This is a genomic window from Clostridia bacterium (assembly GCA_016887505.1).
Classification (GTDB): Bacteria; Bacillota; TC1; order TC1; family UBA5767; genus UBA5767.
The window spans coordinates 1,616,369-1,638,665 of record CP069393.1 but is presented as its reverse complement, the minus strand read 5'-3'; the positions used below and the strand labels follow the sequence as shown (position 1 = coordinate 1,638,665).

The window sequence follows — 22,297 nt, the reverse complement described above, 5'->3', positions numbered from 1 at the left end:
AGAGAAAATATGGGTGGGGCTACTATTATATGTCCGAATTGCAAAAAGTCTTTTGAAATATCTGATGCCATACAGCACCAGATTGAGGATGAGTTGCTTCGGGCAAAAACTGAGCAGTCGGAGACACTCCGCAAGGAGTATGATGCCGCTGCCGAGATAAAGTTAAAGCAAGCCGTGGAAAATGCTATATCCGAGGCACAACAGGCGGCACAGCTTCAAATTGAACGGGAGCGGCAGACTGCTAAACTTGAACTGGACAAGGCTCGCCAAACTACTGAACTTGAAGTTGAAAAGGCAAAGCAGACCACGGAACTCGAAACCGAGCGTCTGCGCCGTGAAGCCACCGCTTCAAAGGAAAGCGAAAAGCAGCTCCGTAAGCAGTTATCGGATTTGCTCGAAGAACTCTCCAAGGCAAATAAGGCGCGTGAGGATGCAGAACTCACGGCCCGCAAGGAACTGCTCGAAAAAGAAAAAGGCATACGTGCCGAGGCGGCGCAAAAAGCCTCCGAGGACTTCAACACAAAAATCCGCGAGCAGGAGGAAACCATCAACCGGTTACGTGAGCAATTAACCACAGCTAAACAGGTAGCGGAACAAGGTTCACAGCAGTTACAGGGTGAAATCCTCGAACTGGATATCGAAAATGCCCTCCGCAGCGGTTTCCCGTTCGATACAGTCGAGGAAGTCAAAAAGGGCGAACGCGGTTCGGACATTCGCCAAGTGGTCAACGAGCAGTTTTATATGAACTGCGGCTTGATTTTATGGGAGTGTAAAAATGCCAAGACCTATCAGGCAAGCTGGCTCGGCAAACTGAAAGATGAAATTGCATCAGAAAAAGCTCAAATGGGAGTTATTGTGTTCAATCCCACTGACGGAGGAGGCGACGACTTCAAACAGCTTGCTGATAATATCTGGCTTGTGAAGCCGCGCTATGTGATAATGCTCGCCACGTTATTGCGGGAAGCAATCGTCAAGGTCTTTGCGGCTAATCGCGCTGCTGAAGGCAAAGATGTGAAGGTTGAACTGATATACAACTATCTGACCGGTGGCGAGTTTAGTAACCGGATTCGTTATATCCTTGAGTCCTACGACGAAATGGCAAAGCAGCTCGACACCGAGAAGAAACAAGCCCAGAAACGCTGGGCAGCACAGGAAAAAATCTTGCAAAAGGTCACAAATAGTCTCTATGGTATGAGCGGCGATCTCCAAGGTATAGCCGGCCGGGAGATAATTGCGTTGCCCGCTCTCGGAGATGACGAAGAAGAAATTCCGGCTATAAAGCCACGTATATCGGAGCCGCGAAAACGAACGGAGGATATAGATGATGAATACTAAAATAACTTCCGCAATCGAAAAACTTATGCTAAACGCTGCGACTTTTCACGGCATTCCGGTTGAGCCCACGCTTATCAACTTCTTTTATGGAAACAACGGCACGGGAAAATCTACCATAGCGAGGGCTGTCCATGCCAATGAGGGTTTGTCTTGGCAAGCGGGAAAATCCGCAGATGACTACTCCGTGCTTGTCTATAATCAGGAGTTTGTAGAAGCGAACTTCCGTGACTACGGCAAACTCAAGGGCGTATTCACCGTTGGCGAGCAGAACATAAAGATTCAAGCTGACATTGCTGAAAAAAACACTCAGCGGGCTGAGCAGGAAAAGCTAAATGGCGAAAATACCATAACAAAGGACCGCAAGGAGTCAGCACGAAACACCTTGCTCGACGACTTTCAAGGAACCTGTTGGGATAAAACGAAAGCCATCCGAGACGTATTTGACGCTACGCAGAGCGGCTTTAAGCGGAAGGCTCAGTTTGCCGAGAAAGTATTGCAAATAGGAAACCCTACTCAGCATGATATAGGAGAGTTAAGAACTCTGTACGAAACGGCATTTGACCCAAAAGCTGCTACATATAAGAATTTTCAGCCTACTGGAGGCACGGAAAGATTAAAAGGGTCATCCGGCAACGAACTACTTAATAAATCCATTACGAGCAGTAGTGACACACCTTTTGCTGCTTTCATAAAAGCGATTAAAGCTACGGACTGGATACGCCAAGGGCATGAACATTTCGCCGAAAAATCAGAAGGAAAATGCCCTTATTGCCAACAGGAATTACCCGACGATTTTGAAAAACAAATCTCTGCCTGTTTTGATGGCCAGTATCAAGAGGATATTAGTGCCCTTCGGCAATTTCAAGAGGACTATGTAAGCGATATGCAAGGCTTCCTTGATGTACTTAACGGCAATCTCCAGGATGCTTTCCCGAAACTTGATCTTACTGAATATAAGACGAAACTTGCGCTCTTAGAGAAAATGATTGAAATCAATATCCAACGGATAACTGACAAGTTGAAAGAGCCGTCTTCAGTTATCACACTTGAAAACGTCAAAACTCTGCGTGATGAAATAAACGTCCTAATCGAGGGTTTTAATAAACAGATTCAAGCAAACAACGACATTGTCGGTGCGAAGCGTCAGAAGCAAACCGAGTGCACCAGGAAAGTCTGGGAACTTATTGCATTTACACTTCAAAGTGATGTTTCGACCTATAGATTACGGCGCAAGACCTTTGATGACGAGATTACTGCATTGATTAAGCTGGTCGATGACGGTGCTAAGGCATCACGAGCTTTAGAAAATGAAATTGCAGAACTTAACAAACGAGTGGTTAGTACCGCCCCAACCATCAAAAGCATAAACGATTTACTTCGAGATTCAGGTTTCCAGGGCTTCACCCTGCGGGAAAAGCGAGGTCAGCAAAATGTCTACGAGGTTGTGCGCCAAGACGGGACAGTTGCGGATAAGCTAAGTGAGGGCGAGAGGAATTTCATTGCGTTCCTGTACTTCTATCACCTCGTTCGCGGAAGTCATACCGATGCTGATGTTAGCAAGGATAAAATTGTCGTAATAGACGACCCCGTTTCCAGTATGGATAGCTGCGTCCTATTCATCGTCAGCACCTTGGTGCGGGAGATGGTAGGTGTCTGCTTTAACAACGCTGAATATCGTGAACAGGAACGTGAGGTTCAGGGCGACTATATAAAGCAGATTTTTATCTTGACCCACAACGTCTATTTCCATAGGGAGATAACCTATAACCAAGCATCCCGCTATCATTGCGTATCGTTCTATGTGATAAACAAAGCGAGTAACAATTCCACAATCAAGCATTGTGTCCGACAATGTATATCTAAGCCAACCGAGCAAGAAAACTTCAACCCTGTCCAAAACTCCTACGCTGCCCTCTGGGGTGAGTACAGAGAAGTGGATACAGTTATTCCGCTAATGAACGTAATACGCCGTATTTTGGAATATTACTTCATGCAACTTTGTGGTTACGACGGTGTGAATATCCGCAAGAGGGTTCTTGATGAACATAGAGATAAGTTCGTGGAAACGCCAGACGAAGGGTTACCCGACTACACGAAGTACCACCTCGCCACGGCTATGTTGTCTTATATCAATGCCAACTCCGTAGGGTTTAGCGATGGTTTGAATTATGTTGATGATTGCACCGACATCACGCTGTATAAGGATGTGTTCAAATTAATTTTTGAAGCCTTGGAGCAGGAACAGCATTACAAAATGATGACGGGCGAAGAAGTTGTATAATTCTACAAAAGTAGCAGGAGGGTTGAAAATGAGTTTTTCAAAACAGAAAATTGGTGACAAGAACTTCATCGCTCACGTTCCAAGGGGAGCAGATTGGATAAGCGTTGACGAAGTTCTTTCGTCATGGAAAAATAACAGTTTCAGTCTTCCTGAGAGCAAGTTTGATACTGATGCTGGTTTTCGCTCTGCCCAGTTGGGAGCCATCTATGCTATAAAGTCGCACTGGACAGTATCGTCTTCTGCTGCCACGATTGTTATGCCAACAGGAACAGGAAAGACCGAGGTGATGATAGCCACAGTAGTGTCTGAACATCGTTCAAAAACCTGCATAATAGTGCCAAGTGACTTATTGCGAAAACAAACGATTTCAAGATTTTGTTCTCTTGGCAAATTACGCGAGATAGGAGCAATAAATGATTCCTTTGAAAATCCAGTTATCGGGTGCCTTGTTTCGTCGCCAAAAGACATAACCGAACTACAGGAACTACTCGATAAGAGCAACCTTATCATAACAACAATGTCATTGCTTAATTCTGGTCACTTCAAAGATGAGTTTTTACGACTTTTGGCATCAATGTGCGACACACTTATTATTGATGAATCACATCACGTTCCGGCAAATTCATGGAAGAAAGTCAAAAAAGTGTTTGAATCCGTTGAGTGCTTGCAATTTACAGCCACACCATTCCGAAATGATGGGAAAAAGATAGATGGCGATATCATTTATAATTTTCCGCTTGCTCTTGCCCAAGAGCGTGGGTATTTCAAGCCGATAAACTTTTATCCGATTTATGAATTCGATAATGACAAAAAGGACTTTTCTGTAGCAGCAAAAGCGATTGATCTTCTTGAGGCGGACATAGCAAAAGGATACCCGCATTTACTACTGGTTCGGGCTTCGACACAAACCCGTGCGAAAGCGCTATATGAAAACGTGTACCAGAGTAAATATGCAAAATACTCCCCAGTTTTAATCGTTAGTGGAAACAAAGCAACCGATAATCGGACTGCTCTCCAGAAGGTCAATGACGGGACTTCAAAAATCATCGTCTGTGTAGATATGTTTAGCGAAGGGATAAACATCCCACAGTTGAAGATATGTGCAATCCACGACAAATATATGTCCTTGCCTATAACGATGCAGTTCATTGGACGATTTGCCCGGACACAGGCTGACCTTGGCGAAGCCTCCGTTGTGGCCAATATTGTCGACGACGACATTCAGGAGTCCTTGGAAGAATTGTATTCGCAAGATGCGGACTGGAATAAAATACTCAAAGACACGTCGGATGAAAAAATCGGTCGAGAAGTAGAATTGCAGAAATTGGCTCGTGGCTTCACGGGGACAGAAGTCATTCCACTAAATCAGATAAGACCGAAAATCAGTATGTTTATGTATACAACGACCGAGTCCCAGTGGTATTGGCGGCGATGGAGCAAGGTCTTCAACGAGGAGCATAGTCACCACTACGTAAATGAAACAGAGAAAATTTTGATAATTACGGAGCTTCGCACAAGCAACGTGGACTGGACCACTTGTCGCGACATAACGGATGACAACTGGAATCTGCACATTCTTTACTGGAACGAAACGAAAAACGTATTTTTCATCAACACGACCGATAAAGGAATAGCTGATAGGTTGGCTGAAGCTGTTTTTGACAACTATAAACGAATAGCCGGAGAAGATGTGTTCCGTTGCCTTTCAGGAATAAACAGATTGATGCTTTCTACTGTTGGGCTTAAGACCGCCGTTTCCAATCATCATATCCGCTACAGAATGTTCGCCGGTGTCGACGTTGCTGAAGGAATAACCGGGGCAACTACAGGTACCGCAACAAAATCAAACCTGTTTGGCGTGGGTTATGAAAATGGGAGCAGTATAAGTATTGGTTGTTCCTACAAAGGGACGATTTGGGCAAAGTGGGTTGAGACCATAAATTACTGGAAAGACTGGTGCGATAAACAAGCGGAGAAAATTTTAAACTCGGCTATTGATACCACGACCGTACTAAAAGGTGCGCTTGTTCCAGAGGAAATCACCGCACGGCCTGCGGTTGTTCCTTATCGAATCGACTTTCCATCGGAAATTGAAGAAGACTGGAAAGGATCAATCACCGTAAAAACGGCTCTAACTGATTCCAAGTCGTTCCTTATGGACATAAGGTTGACTTCATTTGATGAAACATCAGAATTAACTTTTTCAGTGGGAAACGATGACTTCAAAGAGGAGTTCACTCTTAAAATAACATCGACTGGGTATTCGGTTAGCCATAAAAGCGGTTCAATTATAAGCATACGTTTCAGCCGCGGCAGAGAGATGCTCATTAGAGACTTTTTCATGGATAACCCTCCGACAATATGGTTTGTTGATGGGTCGTCCCTTGAGGGCAATCTTCTTGTCAAACTAAAAACAGCCCGTCCAGTTACATTTCCTACAGATAGCATTATCCCGTGGGATTGGTCTGGGATCGATATCAGTAAAGAATCCCAGGGGACAGACAAAGCGACGGAAAGCATTCAATATAAACTTATTTCAGAATTAAAAGCATCAGGTAAATACTGTCTTATTTTCGATGATGACGGTTCTGGAGAAGTGGCAGATGTCATCGCAGTTCAAGAAGACGTTGCAAATAACAAACTTTTATTTGAATTATACCATTGTAAATATTCGAGTGCGCCAAAGGCTGGAGCGAGGGTCGGGGATTTATATGAAGTTTGTGGGCAAACGGAAAAATGTATTAAATGGGCAAGTGATTCAAAATCTATGCTGGAACGACTTATGAGACGCGAAAGCGACAGGGCCAGTAATGGGAAACCCTCGCGATATGAGATTGGAGACAACAAGTTAATGTTTATCCTAAAAAACAAACTGAAAGTCTATTCATCGGAGTTTAGGGTTTATATAGTTCAACCGGGTGTCGATAGCACCCAAATTACTACCTCAATGCATCAGGTACTTTGCAGTGCAGAGGCTTATCTGAAGGATACATACGCAATCCCGTTGACGCTGATCTGCTCATAGAAGACGAAATATGCCGTGAGCACCGAAAAATCAGCATTTACCATACTAAATTTTAAGGATTTGGATATAGACACTGTGGTGGTGCAAAAGCGGTGCAAATTTTAACGATTTGATTCGAGCGGTGCATTTTATCAATAGTTAGTTCCTTTGCCATATGTAAACCCCAATATTGATACACCGTGAAGCCTTTGATTTCAAAGGCTTTTATGTATTCTAGGGATAGAATTCAGGTGAAGCTAGAAGAATGCACACAGTTTTACTGAATTGTATGCACCCAGTGGGTGCATTATCTGGCGAAACTATATGATTATGGTTACGCAGCCAATGTACGTGGAGACAGTGGTAAGGCTGGAAAGAAAATGAGACTAGAAACCCTTGGGAATGCCTGATATATAGCATTTTCGAGGGTTTCTGTAGTTTGAGGGAATAAGATGATGGATGTATTTTAGGTGTGTTTTGAAAGAAAACATGAAATAGGGAAGAATTATCAGTAAAGAGTCCAGAAAAGACTGGGCTATCTCAGCCTTGTCCAATACCTGAACCAATGCTACAACGCAGTACCTTAGCGGGTATTGAAGCAATGAATATGATTAGGAAAGGATAGGTTGAAGGTAAGCATTTAGTTGGTTGATAATATGAAATGTTTAATGCACAAATGGAAAATATTAGGTATAATGAAAAAAGGGAGTTTCCGAAAGCAATGACTGGAGGAAACAATAATGAAAAAAAATGAATTTTTTGGAATAGTACAACTAGATGGACCTAAGTCTGTCTAGTTTTTTTGTTTTTATTACTTAAATATTGAATATATTTAATAGACAGGGACTTATATGCCCTTATACTGCCAGTTATTATAATAAAATGAGTTATAAATGAAATAGTTCTATACCAGATTTCTTGACTATGATGATACACATGTTTATTTAGGATTAGAACTTGATTTCGAATCACTAGGATTTGGTAGGAAACAGGAGGTATATATGAGTGAACCGAATTTTGAAATCATTGAACATGTTGGTGTTATCGCTACTAGCGAATTTGGATGGACAAAAGAGTTGAATATCATCAGGCAGAATGATGGGTTGCACCAATATGATTTACGTAGTTGGAATCATGAGCATGATGAAATAGGTGAAGGGGTAACTCTTTCACTAGAAGAGATTAAAGGATTGGCTGATTTATTGCCTCGAATTATAGTCACCTATGATAGTATTAAAAAATTCAAATTTCATTATGAGCGATCCTGGGATGAAGACAACGACTATTACGTCGATTTCGAAAATCATAGATATGGTTATTCAATAGAGGGGTACAACAGCAGATCAAAAGAAGAACCTATTAGGCCTGGAATGGAGAAAGAATTTTTAGATGGCTTGAAGGAATGTAATGTGCTCCTATGGGATGAAAAGTCTACTGTGCTTATGTGTGATGGCAAATCATGGACAATTGAAATTGAAACGGATAAATACAAAATAAAGAAATGTGGCTATAATGCTTTTCCCAAGGAATGGGAGATGTTCTGGAAGATGGTTAATAATTCTTTGAGAACGACTTATTAGATAAACAAAATTATTTCTAGAAGAAATCTAAAGTGGTTCAGAATGAGGAGGACTGAATAACCGATATAAGAAAAGGCTTATCAAATAGTTAGGGGGTTGCTCACACTGTGATTAATCTAGTTGTACAACTTGCGGGAACCGATAGAATTACAAATGGATTTCGATAAGGGGGCGTAGTGAAAAAGTGGACACGCTATTTATAGTCCCATAAGCGTAGGTGTAGTTATTCGAATAAATGCATAAGTTCGAAGCAAAGAGTACAGTAGAGTAAGCATTCAAGAAGATTATAAGGGTTTATTAAGTTTAGAATTATTGTGATTCAGGAAAGTAGGTTAACTATGAAAAAAATAATAGTCATCATTGCGCTAATATGTACCACTGTGTTCGCGTATATGATAATTCAGAACAACAGATTCACGGGATTAGTAGAACAAGGGATTATGAATTTTGATATTGAGGAGTATGCTGAAGCAGAAATAAATCTAACTGAAGCTTTATCATATAGCATAGGCTTCATACATAGTGAAAAAATCCTTGAGGTTGAAGAATTAATAGGAGAAACAAGGGAATTAAATCAATCCAAGAGCTCCTACTTGATGGGAGTAGACGCCTATAATAATCAAGATTATGAGGGAACAATTAGGTATCTTGAACTTGTTTTAGAAAATGATAAGTTAAGGTACGCTGAAGCACAAGGGTTAATTCATTTGTCAAAAATTAGTTTGTCAAATTCTTCTTTTGAAAAGGGATCTTCGGTGTTTAATGATGGAAAATATGAAAGTGCCATATTTCATTTATCAAGTGTGATAGAAGATGATGATAATTATTTTTCTGCTATAGAATTGATCGGAGACGCAAACCATTTTCTTGCTGAAGAATACTATCAGATTAGCTATAAGGCCTATAATTCTGACAATACTGTTGCTGCTCGTATAAATATCAAGAAGGCAATGGGATTCGAAAATTCTGATAAAATTATGGGACTTTCTGGAAAAATTGATAAAGCAATTAGTGATGAAAAGGAAGCAGCAGCAAAAGCGGCAGCAACAAAAGCTGCAGCAGCAAAAGCAGCAGCCTCAAAAGCAGCAGCCTCAAAGCCAACAAGTAATAGTAGTACGCTAGGCCCAGGTGAGTACTGGTGCATGGGCAAGAATGACACCTGTCAGAATAAGACATATGACCCGTGGGATTTTTATTGTGATGAATGTGATCCTGACAGGGATGGTATTGAGAACTAGTAGGTTTTACTAATGTTATAAACAAGTCATTTAGCAAGGCATACAGTTTTTCTAAACTTGGAAAAGGAATAGTACTATTATGAAGCAAATAGCAATCACCATTATTGCTGTACTTATCTTGGGATGCTGTGGGTGTTCAACACAGCATCTGCAAGAAAATGATTCCCAATATGAAAATGAGAGTTTGTTAGATAATTCCCATCCGACAGGCGATCTTGAAAGCTTGTCAGATAATAAGAAATCAGTGTTATCCCAGGATGAGGAGGTTGTTAGAATAATTGAGGAAAATTTTTCTGATATTGCCTACATCCAATTTGATGATGAAACACAAATAATAACGATTACTCCGTATGATGTATCTTTTACCGATGAAGTTATTTTAGCCTTGAATGGAGATGAAAGAGCTAAGAAAAGCTGGAACGCTCTTGTTGATGTAATGACCGACTTGTCTGAAAGGATTCTAGACGTTTCGCCGGGCTATTCTATAGCAATCATTAATCCAACTAATAGCGACAGTACATTTCTCTTTATTAGTGATGGAATTATTTTTTATGATGTTGTATCAGATTGACGTAATTAGTTTAGCAATTTAGCTTTAAGAACGTAGGTTATCTATGAAAAAAAACAAGACCCTTAAAGTTTATAATTACTAATAAATATAGGAGGAGAGAGAATGAGTAAATGGGAAATGTTTTTTTTATTTTTGAAAGCTTGGGGTATCAGCTTTGTGTTTTATATGATGGCCTTTCAGGGCTTTGACGAAATACCTTTACCTCTATTGTTCTCAACTTATATTTTTGCATTTGCTGTTGTTATTTTTGTTTATTTTTCGAAAAAAAGTATGAGCGCAGACTTGTACAAAACCTTATCAAAGAGGATTGATGAAGGGCATGCAATTGATTGGAAAGATGTGTTTTCAAAGGAACTTCAAGCAAAGCCGATTAGTATAATTGAGCAGATTATTAAAAAAGCCATTACAAATGACTTAGTTCAGGCAAATAAGGATTTCGTGATTTTTGATATTCAAGGATTAAGAGGAGATATTCAAGGATTAAGAGGAAAGGAATTATTGTCAATTGTTAAAGATGAGTCACTTAAGCGTTTGGACAAGCTAGCAGAATCAGTAGATATGACAAGTTATGGTTTTGTAGATGTTACACGATCTACTAGGATAGATATCAAGTCAGGAAGATACATATACGTATTTGATAATGATGATAACTTAATACTAATGCTAGTCCCATTCGGAGAATTGAAGGTAAAAAGAAAAAATGATGACCCGAATGGAAGGGGTTTTATAGATGGAAGAAGTTTTGCTTATGATTATAGAAAGCTGACAGATAAAATTGTTATTAAGAAAAAGGATATTAAGGATTTTCAAGTCTACGGGACACAACTGATGGAAAGTAATGTGAGTGTATCAGGGGAAAAGCCAGGAGTTGGTACCGTGCTTTCAGAGGTTATATTCGGCTCATCCTATTCGATTTTAAAGAACATCAGTAAATTTGCTTTAAACACATCACATTCAATTAACGATGCAAGAGTAGTGCAACTAATTACTAACAAGAAAGAAGATGTGGAGTTTAAAGGAATAACAATTTATTATGAATTCAACCGAAGGTATGGAAAAATTAAGAATAAAGAGATCAACAAACTGGTAGAGAATGAAACTAGTAAAAAGAGTGGAGAAAAAGTATCTGATAATTCCGTTACGAACTACATTGATGAAATTAAAGGATTGAAAGAGTTGCTCGATTTGGGTGCTATCACAGAAGATGAATATGAGAGAAAAAAAATGGTATTATTATCGCTAGATGAATAGTATGGTTTATAAGGAATTGCCAGTTATTGTAATAGTATTAATAAGGGAAGAATTGCTAATCATAAAGTTCTTGACAATAATGGGACACAAGTTCATTTAGGATTAGAGCTTGATTTCGAATCGCTAGGATTTGACAAGGTGACTGGAGGCAAGTATGAATAATTCATATCAAGAATCCAAAGGTAAACTTATCGAAGCGTTGGGAGGACTTGCACATTGTGATCATCCAGGTTGCACTACGTGTGGGGGACCAATAGGTCTGGAAATGGATTTTACAAAGGCCTTAAGTTTGTCAATCTATTCCGATGAATTGTTCAATCAGATGATGGAACTCAATGCAGATGATCTTCATAGAATTAAGTTTGATGTCGTTCGTGATAATGGAAGAGCAATAGGATCGATTTTGAAATGCATGAGCCACGAACGTTTTCAGAGACTCTATGAAAGGTATTTTTCTTTAGCGATAAGCGATGCAGAGTTAGCGAATAAATTGCTCGTTTGGACGCTTTTTGGAAAACGACTCACAGAGGATAAGCTAGAAATACTGATTCAATGTGCCTCACCGGTATTGGCAAGAGATTATTCTGCGCGTACGAAGCTAAAAGACACATTAAGATACGAAAACCGTGGGAAGAACATAATGTATTCACCAGATTTATGCAAGGCGTATGATGACGACATGGATAAGTGGCTTAATGAACTGAAAGAAAAAACACGTAAATGGGAAGAAGAAAACCGCAAACGAATAGAGTACAAAAAATATTTGGCCTGTCTATCTGAATTGCCGCTAGTCCAACGACTGGAAAGGATTGTTATTGAGGAAATCGATAGCCAATATTGGGATTCTGCTTGGTGTTATATATCAGAAGCGGAATTAAATAAGTTGACACTGCTAGAGATTCAAGGGTTGATTGAAAAGTGTTTCAGTATCGGCAAGTATTTTTGGAGAGATGTTATAATCGCTCTGTCTGACAAGAGAAATGAAATACGTATTATGGAAATGAATTCTTTGAGGAAAAAATATGTAGGAACGAATCCCGAGGAAATACTAAACATCTTGTTAGCCGACGACCAGATACCGATTGAGCATTATCCACACGAACTATCAGGTTCAGTTTCAAAGGAATGGTATGAGTCGTTGCAGGAAAAGGAGCAAAAAAAGTTCATAGAAATGCTGAGGAATACAAGATTAAGAAAATGGCATCGATTGTTAGAAAGGGTTTATAATTCAGAGAAAGAGAACTAGAAGAACTAGTATACCGTACAAAATTCATTATTTTGTTCAATTTCATCTTGTAATTCAGGTCTGGTTATATGGTTTAAAGGATAAACGAGTAAGTTCAAACGAAATGAGTGAAAATGGATAACAATAAAGGGGAAGCAATGTATAGTGATGACTGGCTGAAACAAGGATATATTACAGGCGACAGAGTAATGGTAAATGGTATTGTTGATTATTACATTTGGCTGGATACTGACGGTGAGATGGTTGGCGTAGCCGTTAATTTTGAAGCGGCTGATGATTTTCACTACGAATTACTTACAGAAGACTGGCACAGCTTTCTCACTAAAGTGTTAAACGTTTCGGACATAGCGTATTCCACAGAGGCGTTCTGTGATTTTTTAGCTCATAGAGATGATCTTTTTGCCTTTGAGGAAGCATTAAATTGTCATAGTATCAAATTTAAAAAGATATCGTTTTATTAATGAAAGCCCTGAAAGAGATGGCAAAAATTAAGTTTGAACTTAAAGAAAACATAAGCGTATTAAAAGTAACCATGAGATTTTATAAATAAATATTTTTTAATTTCACTCTGTACTTTTGCATTGAGTAGGAAGATCTTCAATAAGAAAGGGTACTGACATGGACAAAATGGAGTATATTATTCAGCAGATTGGAAAGACAAACAAGAAGAAATATGAGAATTATGTAGTGACTAGAATATGGAATTTGCTAAATAGTTTAGATTACAAGTTCGTGACTCAGCAATATGTAGTTCGACCGGAAGGATATGCTTTAACGGATATGTATTTCCCACAAGTAAAATTACATATTGAAATTAAAGAACCATATCACATAAAAATTGAATTAAAGGATAGGGATCGAGAAAGAGATATTGTTACAGCAACTGATCATGATGTATTCAGCATAGAGATAATGGGAGGTATTGAAAACATTCATCAACAAATTGATGATGTTGTTAAAGAAATCCGCAGCAAAAGAGAAGAATTGGGTAATACATTCATTCCCTGGGATATCGACTCTGAGTATAATCCTCAAACTTATATTGATAAGGGATGTATCAGCCTCGTTGATAATGTTGCTTTTCACAGAATCGTTGATACTTGCCGATGCTTTGGGCTCAATTATAAGGGATTTCAGCGTGGTGGCGCTACGCATCCTAAAGAAAAAGATACTTTAATTTGGTTCCCTAAATTATATCCTAATGATGAGTGGGATAATGAGCTCACGAGAGATGGTCTCTATATCTATGAAAAGAATCGAGATACTAAGATAGCAGAGAAACATTACCAGAAGGTTCTTGCAGACAATCAGAAGAGGCGGATTGTTTTTGCTCGTGGTAAGGATAATTTAGGTTCTATCCTGTATAGATTCAAAGGAGTATTTGCCTTGGATGTTGAGGAAACAAATAAGCGTAAATATCTAGTTTGGAAAAAGATATCAGATGAGGCAAAAACTTATCAATAACCTCGAGATCAATATGGTAATAGCCACAATATGCGCAAAGTTAAAACTTATATAAACAACATGAAGAGTACATGTTTTTTAGCAGAAATAGTTTTGCCATGAAGTGTATGTTTTTATATAGCCTTGTAGCTAGTGTGAGCGTTTTTCTAGCTAAGTATGTTCTGCTATAGTGAAATTGTAACACCCAGCGAGAGTTTGATGGTATATGCAAACTAGCACAAGGTATTACAATTTCGGTTGACCAGAACAATGCAGAGGGAAACGGTGTTGGGATAGATTTAGCAAAGGCAAAGGAATTGATTGATTTGGCGGAATACTTGAAAAAAAATGACTATCAATATCAATCGGAAAGCGATAGAGGATTACCGGCGACTGAAATGATTGTTGGTGATTTGAATATCAATGAGGATTACAAAATCTAACAAGAAAGTCTGAATATTTCTAGAGTATGACCTTTATAGGGGAGGGCTTCATGGAAGAATTATGCTGGGAAGCAACATTGCATGAAAAGAAAGCACTGAGATTTGCTATCGAAAAACATAAAGGGCAAATGAGACTCGGTGGATCTCAATATATTGACCATCCGATAGCGGTAGCAAATTATCTTTATAGTAAAGGTTATAGAAATGAATTTTTGCTAACTGCACTATTTCACGATTTACTAGAAGACACTGACGCAACAGTTACCGAAATTGAGCAGCTTGGTAACGAAAACATCGTAGAAGCTGTCGTATTACTAACAAAAACGAGGGAAATTGATACAGAACAATACTTAACTAATATCAAAGCGAACAATCTTGCATTCATAGTAAAGGTTTCTGATAGAATACAAAATCTTAAGGATTCTGAAAAAGCAGATCTGAAGTTTAGAGAAAAATATGTTGAAGAAACAATAAGACACTACTTGGAATTTGCGAAAAGAAGCCCATTTTTTAAAGAACTCAATGATGTCTTGTCTCGAATAAAAAATGTAAATGTCAGTGAAAGAGGTCTTGTTCAAATTGCTGATGTGAAAGTAATCTCTGTGAATAAAGGCAAGAATCACTATCTAGTAAAGGGTAATCTTCAGTGTAATAATCCAATGAGTCTGATATATTCTATTGATAAGAAAGAATTTGAAAATCGGACCAATGCAACTGACATTATTGCAGAACTATATGCTGTACCAAAGTGTTCAGCTGAGGTATTCCTTAATGAGATTGAATATTATGATATAAATAGAAGTGATTATTCTCGTCTATGTGAAACACTTGAGTACGACTACAAATACAGTCATCAGAATATTTCACAATCGGCTTTTTGCCTAAATGACGATGATAAAGCTACTGAATGCCCAACTACGAGGATAGCTGGAGTTGTTCATGAGGTGGGAAGTCCTATTCCCGTCCTCTATGGTGGTGTAGAATGCTTCATCACTAAAATTAATGTCTTTGGTATCAAGATAACGCTTCTAATGAATAAATTTGATTTTCAAAAGCCAAGTGTTGATAACATTATAGATGGGCATTTTCAGTTATATGCGAAATTGTACTAAATAGAAACATAGGTTACAGGAATACTAGTTCAAGTTGTAATTACAATTCAGGCTAAAAATATGATTACGTAGAGGAGGATTTTATGGAAAATGATGACAGAAGCATAATAAGAAATTTATTAAGAGAATTATCATGGGAAGGAAGAAGTATAAGAAACTACAGAAATGGTGGAATTGGTTATGAAAATGTCTTAACTGCCGAAGTATTTCAAATTCTTGATTTTCTTCCGCGTGAACATTTTTTAGGTTCCATCATTGATGAATTGAATATGGATAACGATGATTTGAAAACCAAAATGAAGAAAGAAATTGAAATGGGAGTGTTTACCTTACTACCTGGTAATTTTTATTTAAAGCCCAGTGGAGATTCTCATCAGACGAAACATGCAGTTCAACCTGATGGCATTATTGAATTCGATTCAATTTATACTGTCATTGAAGCAAAAAGGATAAGACACAATTCATTTCAAGAAAAACAGCTAGCAAGAGAATTTGTTTTAGCCACAAAAGAAGCAAGAGGTAAAAGTCCTTTGCTTTTTTTAATATTGGGACAGGAGCCTCCAGTATTGGTAAAGGGAAAAGGAAGACAATCTATTGAAGATTCAATTCGTTCACCTTTGGAAGGAATTGTGCTTAATACTGAGGATCATCCCCTAGCTATAGAAGAAATAAAAGAATTGATTAAACACCATACAGCTTGGATAACTTGGCAAAAAATAGAAGAAATTATAAGCAAGCAATTAGAATCATATTGTGAATTAGATTTACCTATATCAAATAAGAACTCAGTTTCTAGATTATGCAATTCACTCGTAGAAGCCATTAAAGCGCATGGATAAGCAGACCATGATTGGCAGTTAAGAGCTGCTGGTCATGGTCTTTTTAATTCTTGAGCCACTTCTTATAATCTTCAAGATCGTACTCGCCAGATCTGACCTGTTCAAGTTTTTCTTTTGCTTCTTGCTGCCATTCGAAAAAACCTGGTTTAGTAAGTTTCCCACTCTTGATTCTAGCATAATGTGTTTTGTAAGCTCTGCTATATGACTTTAGTGGTTGATCCGCTTCTAGTTTCTTCTGATATGAAAGTTTTGGCCCAACATCTGAACAAGTTCTATCATCGGTATTGTCATCATACTCATCTATCAATCTATTACAGTACTCTACATTTTTATTTTTCAGAACGAAGTATTTCCCGCAATTTCTGCATTTCTTTACTAAAACCTGTTCTAAAATCATATAGTAAATTTCTAAGAATAACACTTCAAATAAGCTGTCTACTTTATACTCCTCATAAATCCCTTCCGAATATCCCATCTTCGCCCTTTCAATTATGCTTTTTAAAGTATCAACGGCTTTTGGACGAACATCTTCTTGGTTGTTATGAAAATTCATCAAATTGCCATATAGCGTAGAAGAATCACTAATACCATCAAGAAAATCATGAAAATTGAAGCTATAGCCAAGGCTGTTTCGATGCGGATCTGTGAATGAAATTTGCTTTGTCACGGTCATATGTGGCATGTCGGAGATTGTACTATGCACGTTACCGTATACCCAAACTCTTTCAGAAATTGACAGTTCGTTTAAATAAAGGGCTGATGCATCAAGCATCCAGAATACCATACTACGCAGATGGTCTTGTAAAGAAATTAATCCGCTAAAACCTTTCGGTGGTAGTTCGATATAGGGTGGTAGATCGGCGTCATCATCGGGTTTCACTATTGACAGATAATTTTCATAGAAGCTCTTTATATGTTTTTCTTTTTCATTTTCATAATAGCAATCTTTCAGAAGTGCACTTAGCGTTTCCATATACCACTTTTCATCATAAATAGGTGAGTATGTGTAGTCATCTTCGCTATAACTTCTTTGTAGCAGTAGAGCATTGAAGTAATCAGCGATTGCATTATTAATCTCTTCTGACGAATTAATTTCAAAATATGGATGTATGTAGTCGAGTACATAGTCGACATCTCGTAAATCGTTATATGAAGGCTCGTATCCAGTAAGTTTGAAAGTCTCTTTATCAATTATTTTTGAAATATAGCTTTCTAAGATTTTTGGGAGAGATGACAAATCTGCATCCAAAAAATCGAATAATCCTTTATGTTCCTTGTCTTCATCATAAAAAGATGTACCATCTACATCAGTATAGCTATATCCGTGATTAGTGAATTTTACTAACAAGCTACGACCTCACTTTCATTTTTGATAGTTGTTTTAGCCGGAAAATAGAAAGTTACATTACTCTATAGCAACATTATAATTTTCGTTGCACTCAAAGTCAATGCAAAGTACAATGAAAATAGAAAGTTGTAGAGCCAGAAAGCAACAAACTATTATTGTGTTAAGAAAGTATGAAAGTACCAATCGATGGATATGACTGTCAAGAAAAGATTTATAAATATTATATTGGACAGAACAAATGTTCGGTTTTATAATATAGATAAGCCTTTTCGCCACAAATCAACTTGAAAAGGAGGCAATACATGCAGAGGGAAACGAAGATTCAACACCGCAAACTATCTTCCCAAACATCAAAGGGGGTGAAACAAATCAGGGAATCCAGGAAACCAGATTCACGTCAATACCATAAGACGAAGCTACTCCTGTTAATTTATCGGACTGTAGTATGGAGGATAGAAAGTGCTATCTATGAAGTTCAAGATACCGCTGATGAATACGGTGGTAAGAGAATATCCGAGTTGATGGATTTTCTAAGTCTTGAGCTTGATGAGTACGATCTTGCCAAAGACAAGGAAGCGGTGGAAGAACGTTTAATGTGCATAGCCGAGACGAAACAGATGATCGACATAATAGATAGGGCATTGGTGCATCTGAAAATGCACCCGAAGCACGGGAAAATCTACCACGATATCATTACTAAGTGCTACATTGACAAGCAAATCATGTGTGATGCGGCCATCATGCATGATCTGAATATTGCTCAGACGACCTATTATCGCTACAAGAAACAGGCCATTGAGCTTATGGGGATAGCGCTTTGGGGTTATATTATCCCCCCATTGAAGAATCATTGGAAAAACCTTCAATAACGAGAACGGGAAATGACAGTTATTGAGAACCTGCTGGCAGTGGAAGTGCAGTGGCAGGATTCAGGAAGCTTTTTGAAATTGTATTGGTGGCTCCTACCTCTTATGATAAGTATAGTAGGAAGTGCGTCAAATATTGAATATCATAGCTGGTAGCCGCTTTGACTAGAACTCTTAAGGGTTTTAATCAAAGCGGCTATTTTAGTTATCGGGCATTGGCCCCAGCACGCGAGTATGCGTATTGGGGCTTTTTTTGCGCCCATTTTTGAAACACTTCCTCCTACAAATCTATTCCAAGGAGGAAAGAGCTATGAGTAAAGAGATTAAGATTGGAAAAGTTTCAGTACAGGTGAGCGAGAAAATTTACAAGGAGTACTACAAGATGCAACGTCGGCAGCGGTATCTGGAAGAAGATATCAAGGTTGGAAGTAGTGATGTTGATGCTGAAACAGGCGAGGTAACCTACAAGCCTAGCAAGGAAGATTCCATTGAAAGGTTAATGGACAAGGGAAATGACTTTGCAGGTAATCAGTCGGTGGAAGATTTGGTAATAGATAAAGCCATGCTCATCATCCTACAGGAAGCCATGAAGGAGCTGAATAGAAAAGAGCAGGAGCTTATCAATGATCTCTTTTATGAAGAACTCACTTTACGTGAAGTTGCTGAGAAGGAAAATATCTCCCCGGTAGCAGTCATGAAGCGTAGAAACAAAGTTTTGGACAAACTTAGAAAGTTTTTTTAGAAACTTGGTTAACAAACCACCTCCCCCATTGGCTAATAAGTGAAGGGGTTGTGAAGTGGAAGGAGGTGACCTAGATATGACCCAAAAAAAGGGAGACGAGAACATGAACGCAAGTAAGGAAATTCAAGATGAGATGGTGGGAGTCTTAACCGCCATCAGCATTGTATCGAAGAGGTTGGCCAACAGGCTACTTGAACTTGAGGAAGATGAAGAAAAACCTGAAGAACAAAGAGAGGAGAACACGAATGAATAAAAAACAGAAACCAGCTTACATTTTTACCTCTGAGTCTGTGACGGAGGGCCATCCGGACAAGATGTGCGACCAAATTGCAGATGCGATCTTGGATGCCATTTTAAGAGAGGATCCAGAAGCAAGGACAGCCATTGAGGTAACTGCAGCAGATGGATTCATCCATGTCTTTGGAGAAGCACGAACAAAGGCAAGAGTGGACTACAAGAAGATCGTGCGCGACACCATCGATTCCATTGGTTACAGGGCAGATGAGCTTTCCACCGACGGGGAGTTCTACAGGATGCTGATCAGCATTAACAAACAGTCACCGGATATCGCAATGGGTGTTGATGGCAAGGAGCTAGGTGCTGGCGACCAGGGCATGATGTTTGGATACGCCTGCGATGAAACGGATGCGATGCTGCCTTTACCCGTAGTTCTAGCCCATAGACTTTGTAGAAGACTTGCTGATGCGAGAAAGTCTGGTGAACTTCCATGTCTTAAACCTGATGGAAAGGCGCAGGTTTCTGTGGAATACGACCAAGACCATAAACCTCTTTCTGTGAAAACTATTGTGGTTTCAACTCAGCACAGTGAAGAGATCGACCCTCAAAAGCTCAGAGAAGATGTACTAAGACACATTATTAGGAAGAGTATTCCATCCGCACTCTTTGATAAAGACACCAAGGTCCTAATCAATCCTACCGGTAGATTCGTCTTGGGTGGTCCGGCTGCAGATTCAGGTCTTACAGGAAGAAAGATCATCGTGGATACCTATGGTAGCAAAGGTAGACATGGCGGTGGCGCTTTCTCTGGAAAAGACCCGACAAAGGTTGATCGCTCTGGAGCTTATCTAGCAAGATACATCGCAAAGAACATAGTGGCAGCAGGTCTTGCTAGGGAATGCGAAGTGCAAGTGTCTTACGCGATTGGTGTAGCAGAACCCGTTTCTTTTAATATCAATACCTTTGGCACTGGCAAACTTGATGATGAAGCACTCACCGCTATTGTTTCCTCACTTATTGATATGAGGCCCGGCACAATCATAAAGTCTTTTGGATTGAAACGGCCCATCTATAAACAGTTTGCAGCTTATGGCCATTTTGGTAGAGCGAAGATGCTTGAGGGTGGTGTCGTGAAGAATACGCCCTGGGAGATGCTCGACATGGTTGGCATCCTAAAAGAACTAACAGAGGACTATTTAAAGAAGAAAGGGGGACAAGATCATGAGTAGAAACAAACGGGCACTTGAGGTTGTAGAGAACATGAAGGCATTGGCCACCAGTATCGCATACCTGGTTCAGGCCATAGAAGCTCAAGAATCAGCACCTGAAGATATTCCAGAAATAACAGAGAAGGCAGTTCCAAAAACAAAAAATGTAAAGAAGCGGAAGGTAGAAGAACAGCCTGAAGATGCAGCTCCAACCCTTGAAGAAGTGAGAGCCTTGATGGCAGAGAAAAATAGAGACGGTCACAGAGAGGCGGTAAAAGCCATCATCAACAAATATGGGGCAGAGAAGCTAACATCTCTTGACACTTCATATTACGAACAGGTGCTAGAGGAAGTAGGTGAGCTTAAATGAGTGGATCAACTAATGCCCATTCGATGCTCTCAGCTTCAGGAGCACATCGGTGGATGACGTGTATGCCTTCGGCAATCCTTGAACAGCAGTTCCCCAATGAAACCAGTGTCTTTGCTGAAGAAGGGACAGCGGCCCATGACCTGGCAGAACACAAACTGAGGAAAGCACTGAAGATGCGGTCAAGAAAACCTACCAGTAAGTTTCATTCAGATGAAATGGATGAGATGACAGATCTTTATGTGGAGTACTGTCTTGGCATCATCGAAAAAGCAAAAGAAGAATGCCAGGACCTGCAGATATTAATCGAGCAGAAGCTGGACTTTAGTGACTACGTGCCTGAAGGGTTTGGGACGGGTGACTTGGTGGTTGTAGGTAGTGGAACCCTCCATGTGGTGGATCTGAAGTACGGTCGCGGAGTAATCGTATCAGCTGATAAAAATCCTCAAATGATGCTCTATGCATTAGGTGCACTTTCCTTATTTGAAATGCTCTATGACATTGAAAAAGTATCCATGACCATTATTCAACCAAGAGTGGAAAACTTCTCCACCTATGAAGTAAGTGTGGATGAGCTTCTCTCTTGGGCTGAAAAAGAACTGAAGCCTAAAGCACTTCTTGCTAGTAATGGAGAAGGCGAGTTTTGTGCTGGCGATCATTGCCGGTTCTGTAGAGCTAGAAACCAATGTAGAGCGAGGGCTGTTAAAAATTTAGAACTGCTCAAGTATGAGTTTCAAGATCCAGCACTTTTGTTGGATAAGGAAATTGCTGAAATCATTGGTCTAGCAAATGAGCTATCCAAATGGGCAGGGGATGTCTACACCTACGCGACTGCTCTAGCCATTAATGAAGGAAGGCAGTGGGATGGGTTCAAGCTTGTAGAGGGCAGAACCAGAAGAAAGTACACTGATGAAATTGCTGTCGCGGAAGCTGCAAAGGCTCAGGGCTATACCGACATTTTCAAACAGAGTCTTATCAGTATTACTGAAATGGAGAAATTGATGAGCAAACAGAAATTTAAGCAGATACTTGGAAGCTTAGTGGAAAAGCCAAAAGGCAAGCTGACACTTGTCTCTGAAACAGACAAGCGAGAAGCAGTAGAACCTATAGAAGCAGAGTTCCAAATAGAAGAGTAGTTAACAAACAGTTGAAGGCTTGAGAGAGCCAAATTCAAGGAGGAAAATAT

Annotated in this window: 18 protein-coding genes and 1 pseudogene; 18 read left to right on the top strand and 1 reads right to left on the bottom strand. The window is 39.4% G+C overall.

Annotation, left to right across the window (positions count from 1 at the left end; genetic code table 11):
* Nucleotides 1-9 precede the first annotated feature (9 nt).
* The 12 genes from JR334_07780 (at nt 10) to JR334_07725 (ending at nt 16,343) form a co-directional block, all read left to right on the top strand.
* The gene (locus JR334_07780; GenBank protein QRN84871.1) at nt 10-1,335 is read left to right on the top strand and encodes a DUF2130 domain-containing protein; all 1,326 of its coding nucleotides are present in this window, start codon (nt 10-12) and stop codon (nt 1,333-1,335) included.
* Nucleotides 1,322-3,616: an AAA family ATPase gene (locus JR334_07775; protein QRN84870.1), complete on the top strand. Its 2,295-nt coding sequence runs from the start codon at nt 1,322-1,324 to the stop codon at nt 3,614-3,616. Before JR334_07780 ends, JR334_07775 begins: the two co-directional genes overlap by 14 nt.
* 28 nt (nt 3,617-3,644) lie before the next feature.
* Nucleotides 3,645-6,641 (top strand): DEAD/DEAH box helicase family protein, encoded by a 2,997-nt coding sequence (locus JR334_07770; GenBank protein ID QRN84869.1) that lies wholly within the window; start codon nt 3,645-3,647, stop codon nt 6,639-6,641.
* 980 nt (nt 6,642-7,621) lie between these two features.
* The gene (locus JR334_07765; GenBank protein QRN84868.1) at nt 7,622-8,200 is read left to right on the top strand and encodes a hypothetical protein; all 579 of its coding nucleotides are present in this window, start codon (nt 7,622-7,624) and stop codon (nt 8,198-8,200) included.
* Nucleotides 8,201-8,538: 338 nt separating this feature from the next.
* Nucleotides 8,539-9,438 carry a hypothetical protein gene (locus JR334_07760; protein ID QRN84867.1) on the top strand — a complete coding sequence of 300 codons (900 nt, stop codon included), beginning with the start codon at nt 8,539-8,541 and terminating at the stop codon, nt 9,436-9,438.
* 79 nt (nt 9,439-9,517) lie between these two features.
* Nucleotides 9,518-10,009, top strand: a complete 492-nt coding sequence (locus JR334_07755; GenBank protein ID QRN84866.1) for a hypothetical protein — start codon at nt 9,518-9,520, stop codon at nt 10,007-10,009.
* 558 nt (nt 10,010-10,567) lie between these two features.
* The gene (locus tag JR334_07750; GenBank protein ID QRN86892.1) at nt 10,568-11,260 is read left to right on the top strand and encodes an SHOCT domain-containing protein; all 693 of its coding nucleotides are present in this window, start codon (nt 10,568-10,570) and stop codon (nt 11,258-11,260) included.
* A gap of 154 nt (nt 11,261-11,414) precedes the next feature.
* Nucleotides 11,415-12,506: a hypothetical protein gene (locus JR334_07745; GenBank protein QRN84865.1), complete on the top strand. Its 1,092-nt coding sequence runs from the start codon at nt 11,415-11,417 to the stop codon at nt 12,504-12,506.
* A gap of 113 nt (nt 12,507-12,619) precedes the next feature.
* Nucleotides 12,620-12,967: a hypothetical protein gene (locus JR334_07740; protein ID QRN84864.1), complete on the top strand. Its 348-nt coding sequence runs from the start codon at nt 12,620-12,622 to the stop codon at nt 12,965-12,967.
* A gap of 157 nt (nt 12,968-13,124) precedes the next feature.
* Nucleotides 13,125-13,970 carry a hypothetical protein gene (locus JR334_07735; protein QRN84863.1) on the top strand — a complete coding sequence of 282 codons (846 nt, stop codon included), beginning with the start codon at nt 13,125-13,127 and terminating at the stop codon, nt 13,968-13,970.
* A 472-nt stretch (nt 13,971-14,442) separates the two neighbouring features.
* A complete protein-coding gene (locus JR334_07730) occupies nt 14,443-15,504 on the top strand; it encodes a bifunctional (p)ppGpp synthetase/guanosine-3',5'-bis(diphosphate) 3'-pyrophosphohydrolase (protein ID QRN84862.1) in 1,062 nt (353 codons plus the stop codon).
* An 83-nt stretch (nt 15,505-15,587) separates the two neighbouring features.
* A complete protein-coding gene (locus JR334_07725) occupies nt 15,588-16,343 on the top strand; it encodes a hypothetical protein (GenBank protein ID QRN84861.1) in 756 nt (251 codons plus the stop codon).
* A 43-nt stretch (nt 16,344-16,386) separates the two neighbouring features.
* Here the strand turns inward: JR334_07725 and JR334_07720 are convergent, their stop codons facing one another.
* Nucleotides 16,387-17,691, bottom strand: a complete 1,305-nt coding sequence (locus JR334_07720) for a hypothetical protein (GenBank protein QRN84860.1) — start codon at nt 17,689-17,691, stop codon at nt 16,387-16,389.
* Between the two features lie 302 nt (nt 17,692-17,993).
* Between JR334_07720 and JR334_07715 the strand changes: the two genes are divergently transcribed.
* From JR334_07715 to JR334_07690, 6 genes and pseudogenes are all read left to right on the top strand, one after another.
* Nucleotides 17,994-18,560, top strand: coding sequence for a hypothetical protein (locus tag JR334_07715; protein ID QRN84859.1), 567 nt, complete (start codon nt 17,994-17,996; stop codon nt 18,558-18,560).
* 307 nt (nt 18,561-18,867) lie between these two features.
* A pseudogene (locus tag JR334_07710) lies at nt 18,868-19,342 on the top strand (sigma-70 family RNA polymerase sigma factor).
* 33 nt (nt 19,343-19,375) lie between these two features.
* The gene (locus tag JR334_07705) at nt 19,376-19,552 is read left to right on the top strand and encodes a hypothetical protein (GenBank protein ID QRN86930.1); all 177 of its coding nucleotides are present in this window, start codon (nt 19,376-19,378) and stop codon (nt 19,550-19,552) included.
* Complete coding sequence (locus JR334_07700; protein ID QRN84858.1) at nt 19,545-20,765, top strand: methionine adenosyltransferase; 1,221 nt, start codon at nt 19,545-19,547, stop codon at nt 20,763-20,765. The genes JR334_07705 and JR334_07700 overlap by 8 nt, the downstream gene beginning before the upstream one ends.
* A complete protein-coding gene (locus JR334_07695) occupies nt 20,758-21,114 on the top strand; it encodes a hypothetical protein (protein ID QRN84857.1) in 357 nt (118 codons plus the stop codon). Before JR334_07700 ends, JR334_07695 begins: the two co-directional genes overlap by 8 nt.
* On the top strand, nt 21,111-22,247 hold the full coding sequence (locus JR334_07690; GenBank protein QRN84856.1) for a DUF2800 domain-containing protein: 1,137 nt from the start codon (nt 21,111-21,113) through the stop codon (nt 22,245-22,247). Before JR334_07695 ends, JR334_07690 begins: the two co-directional genes overlap by 4 nt.
* The last annotated feature ends 50 nt before the right edge of the window (nt 22,248-22,297 follow it).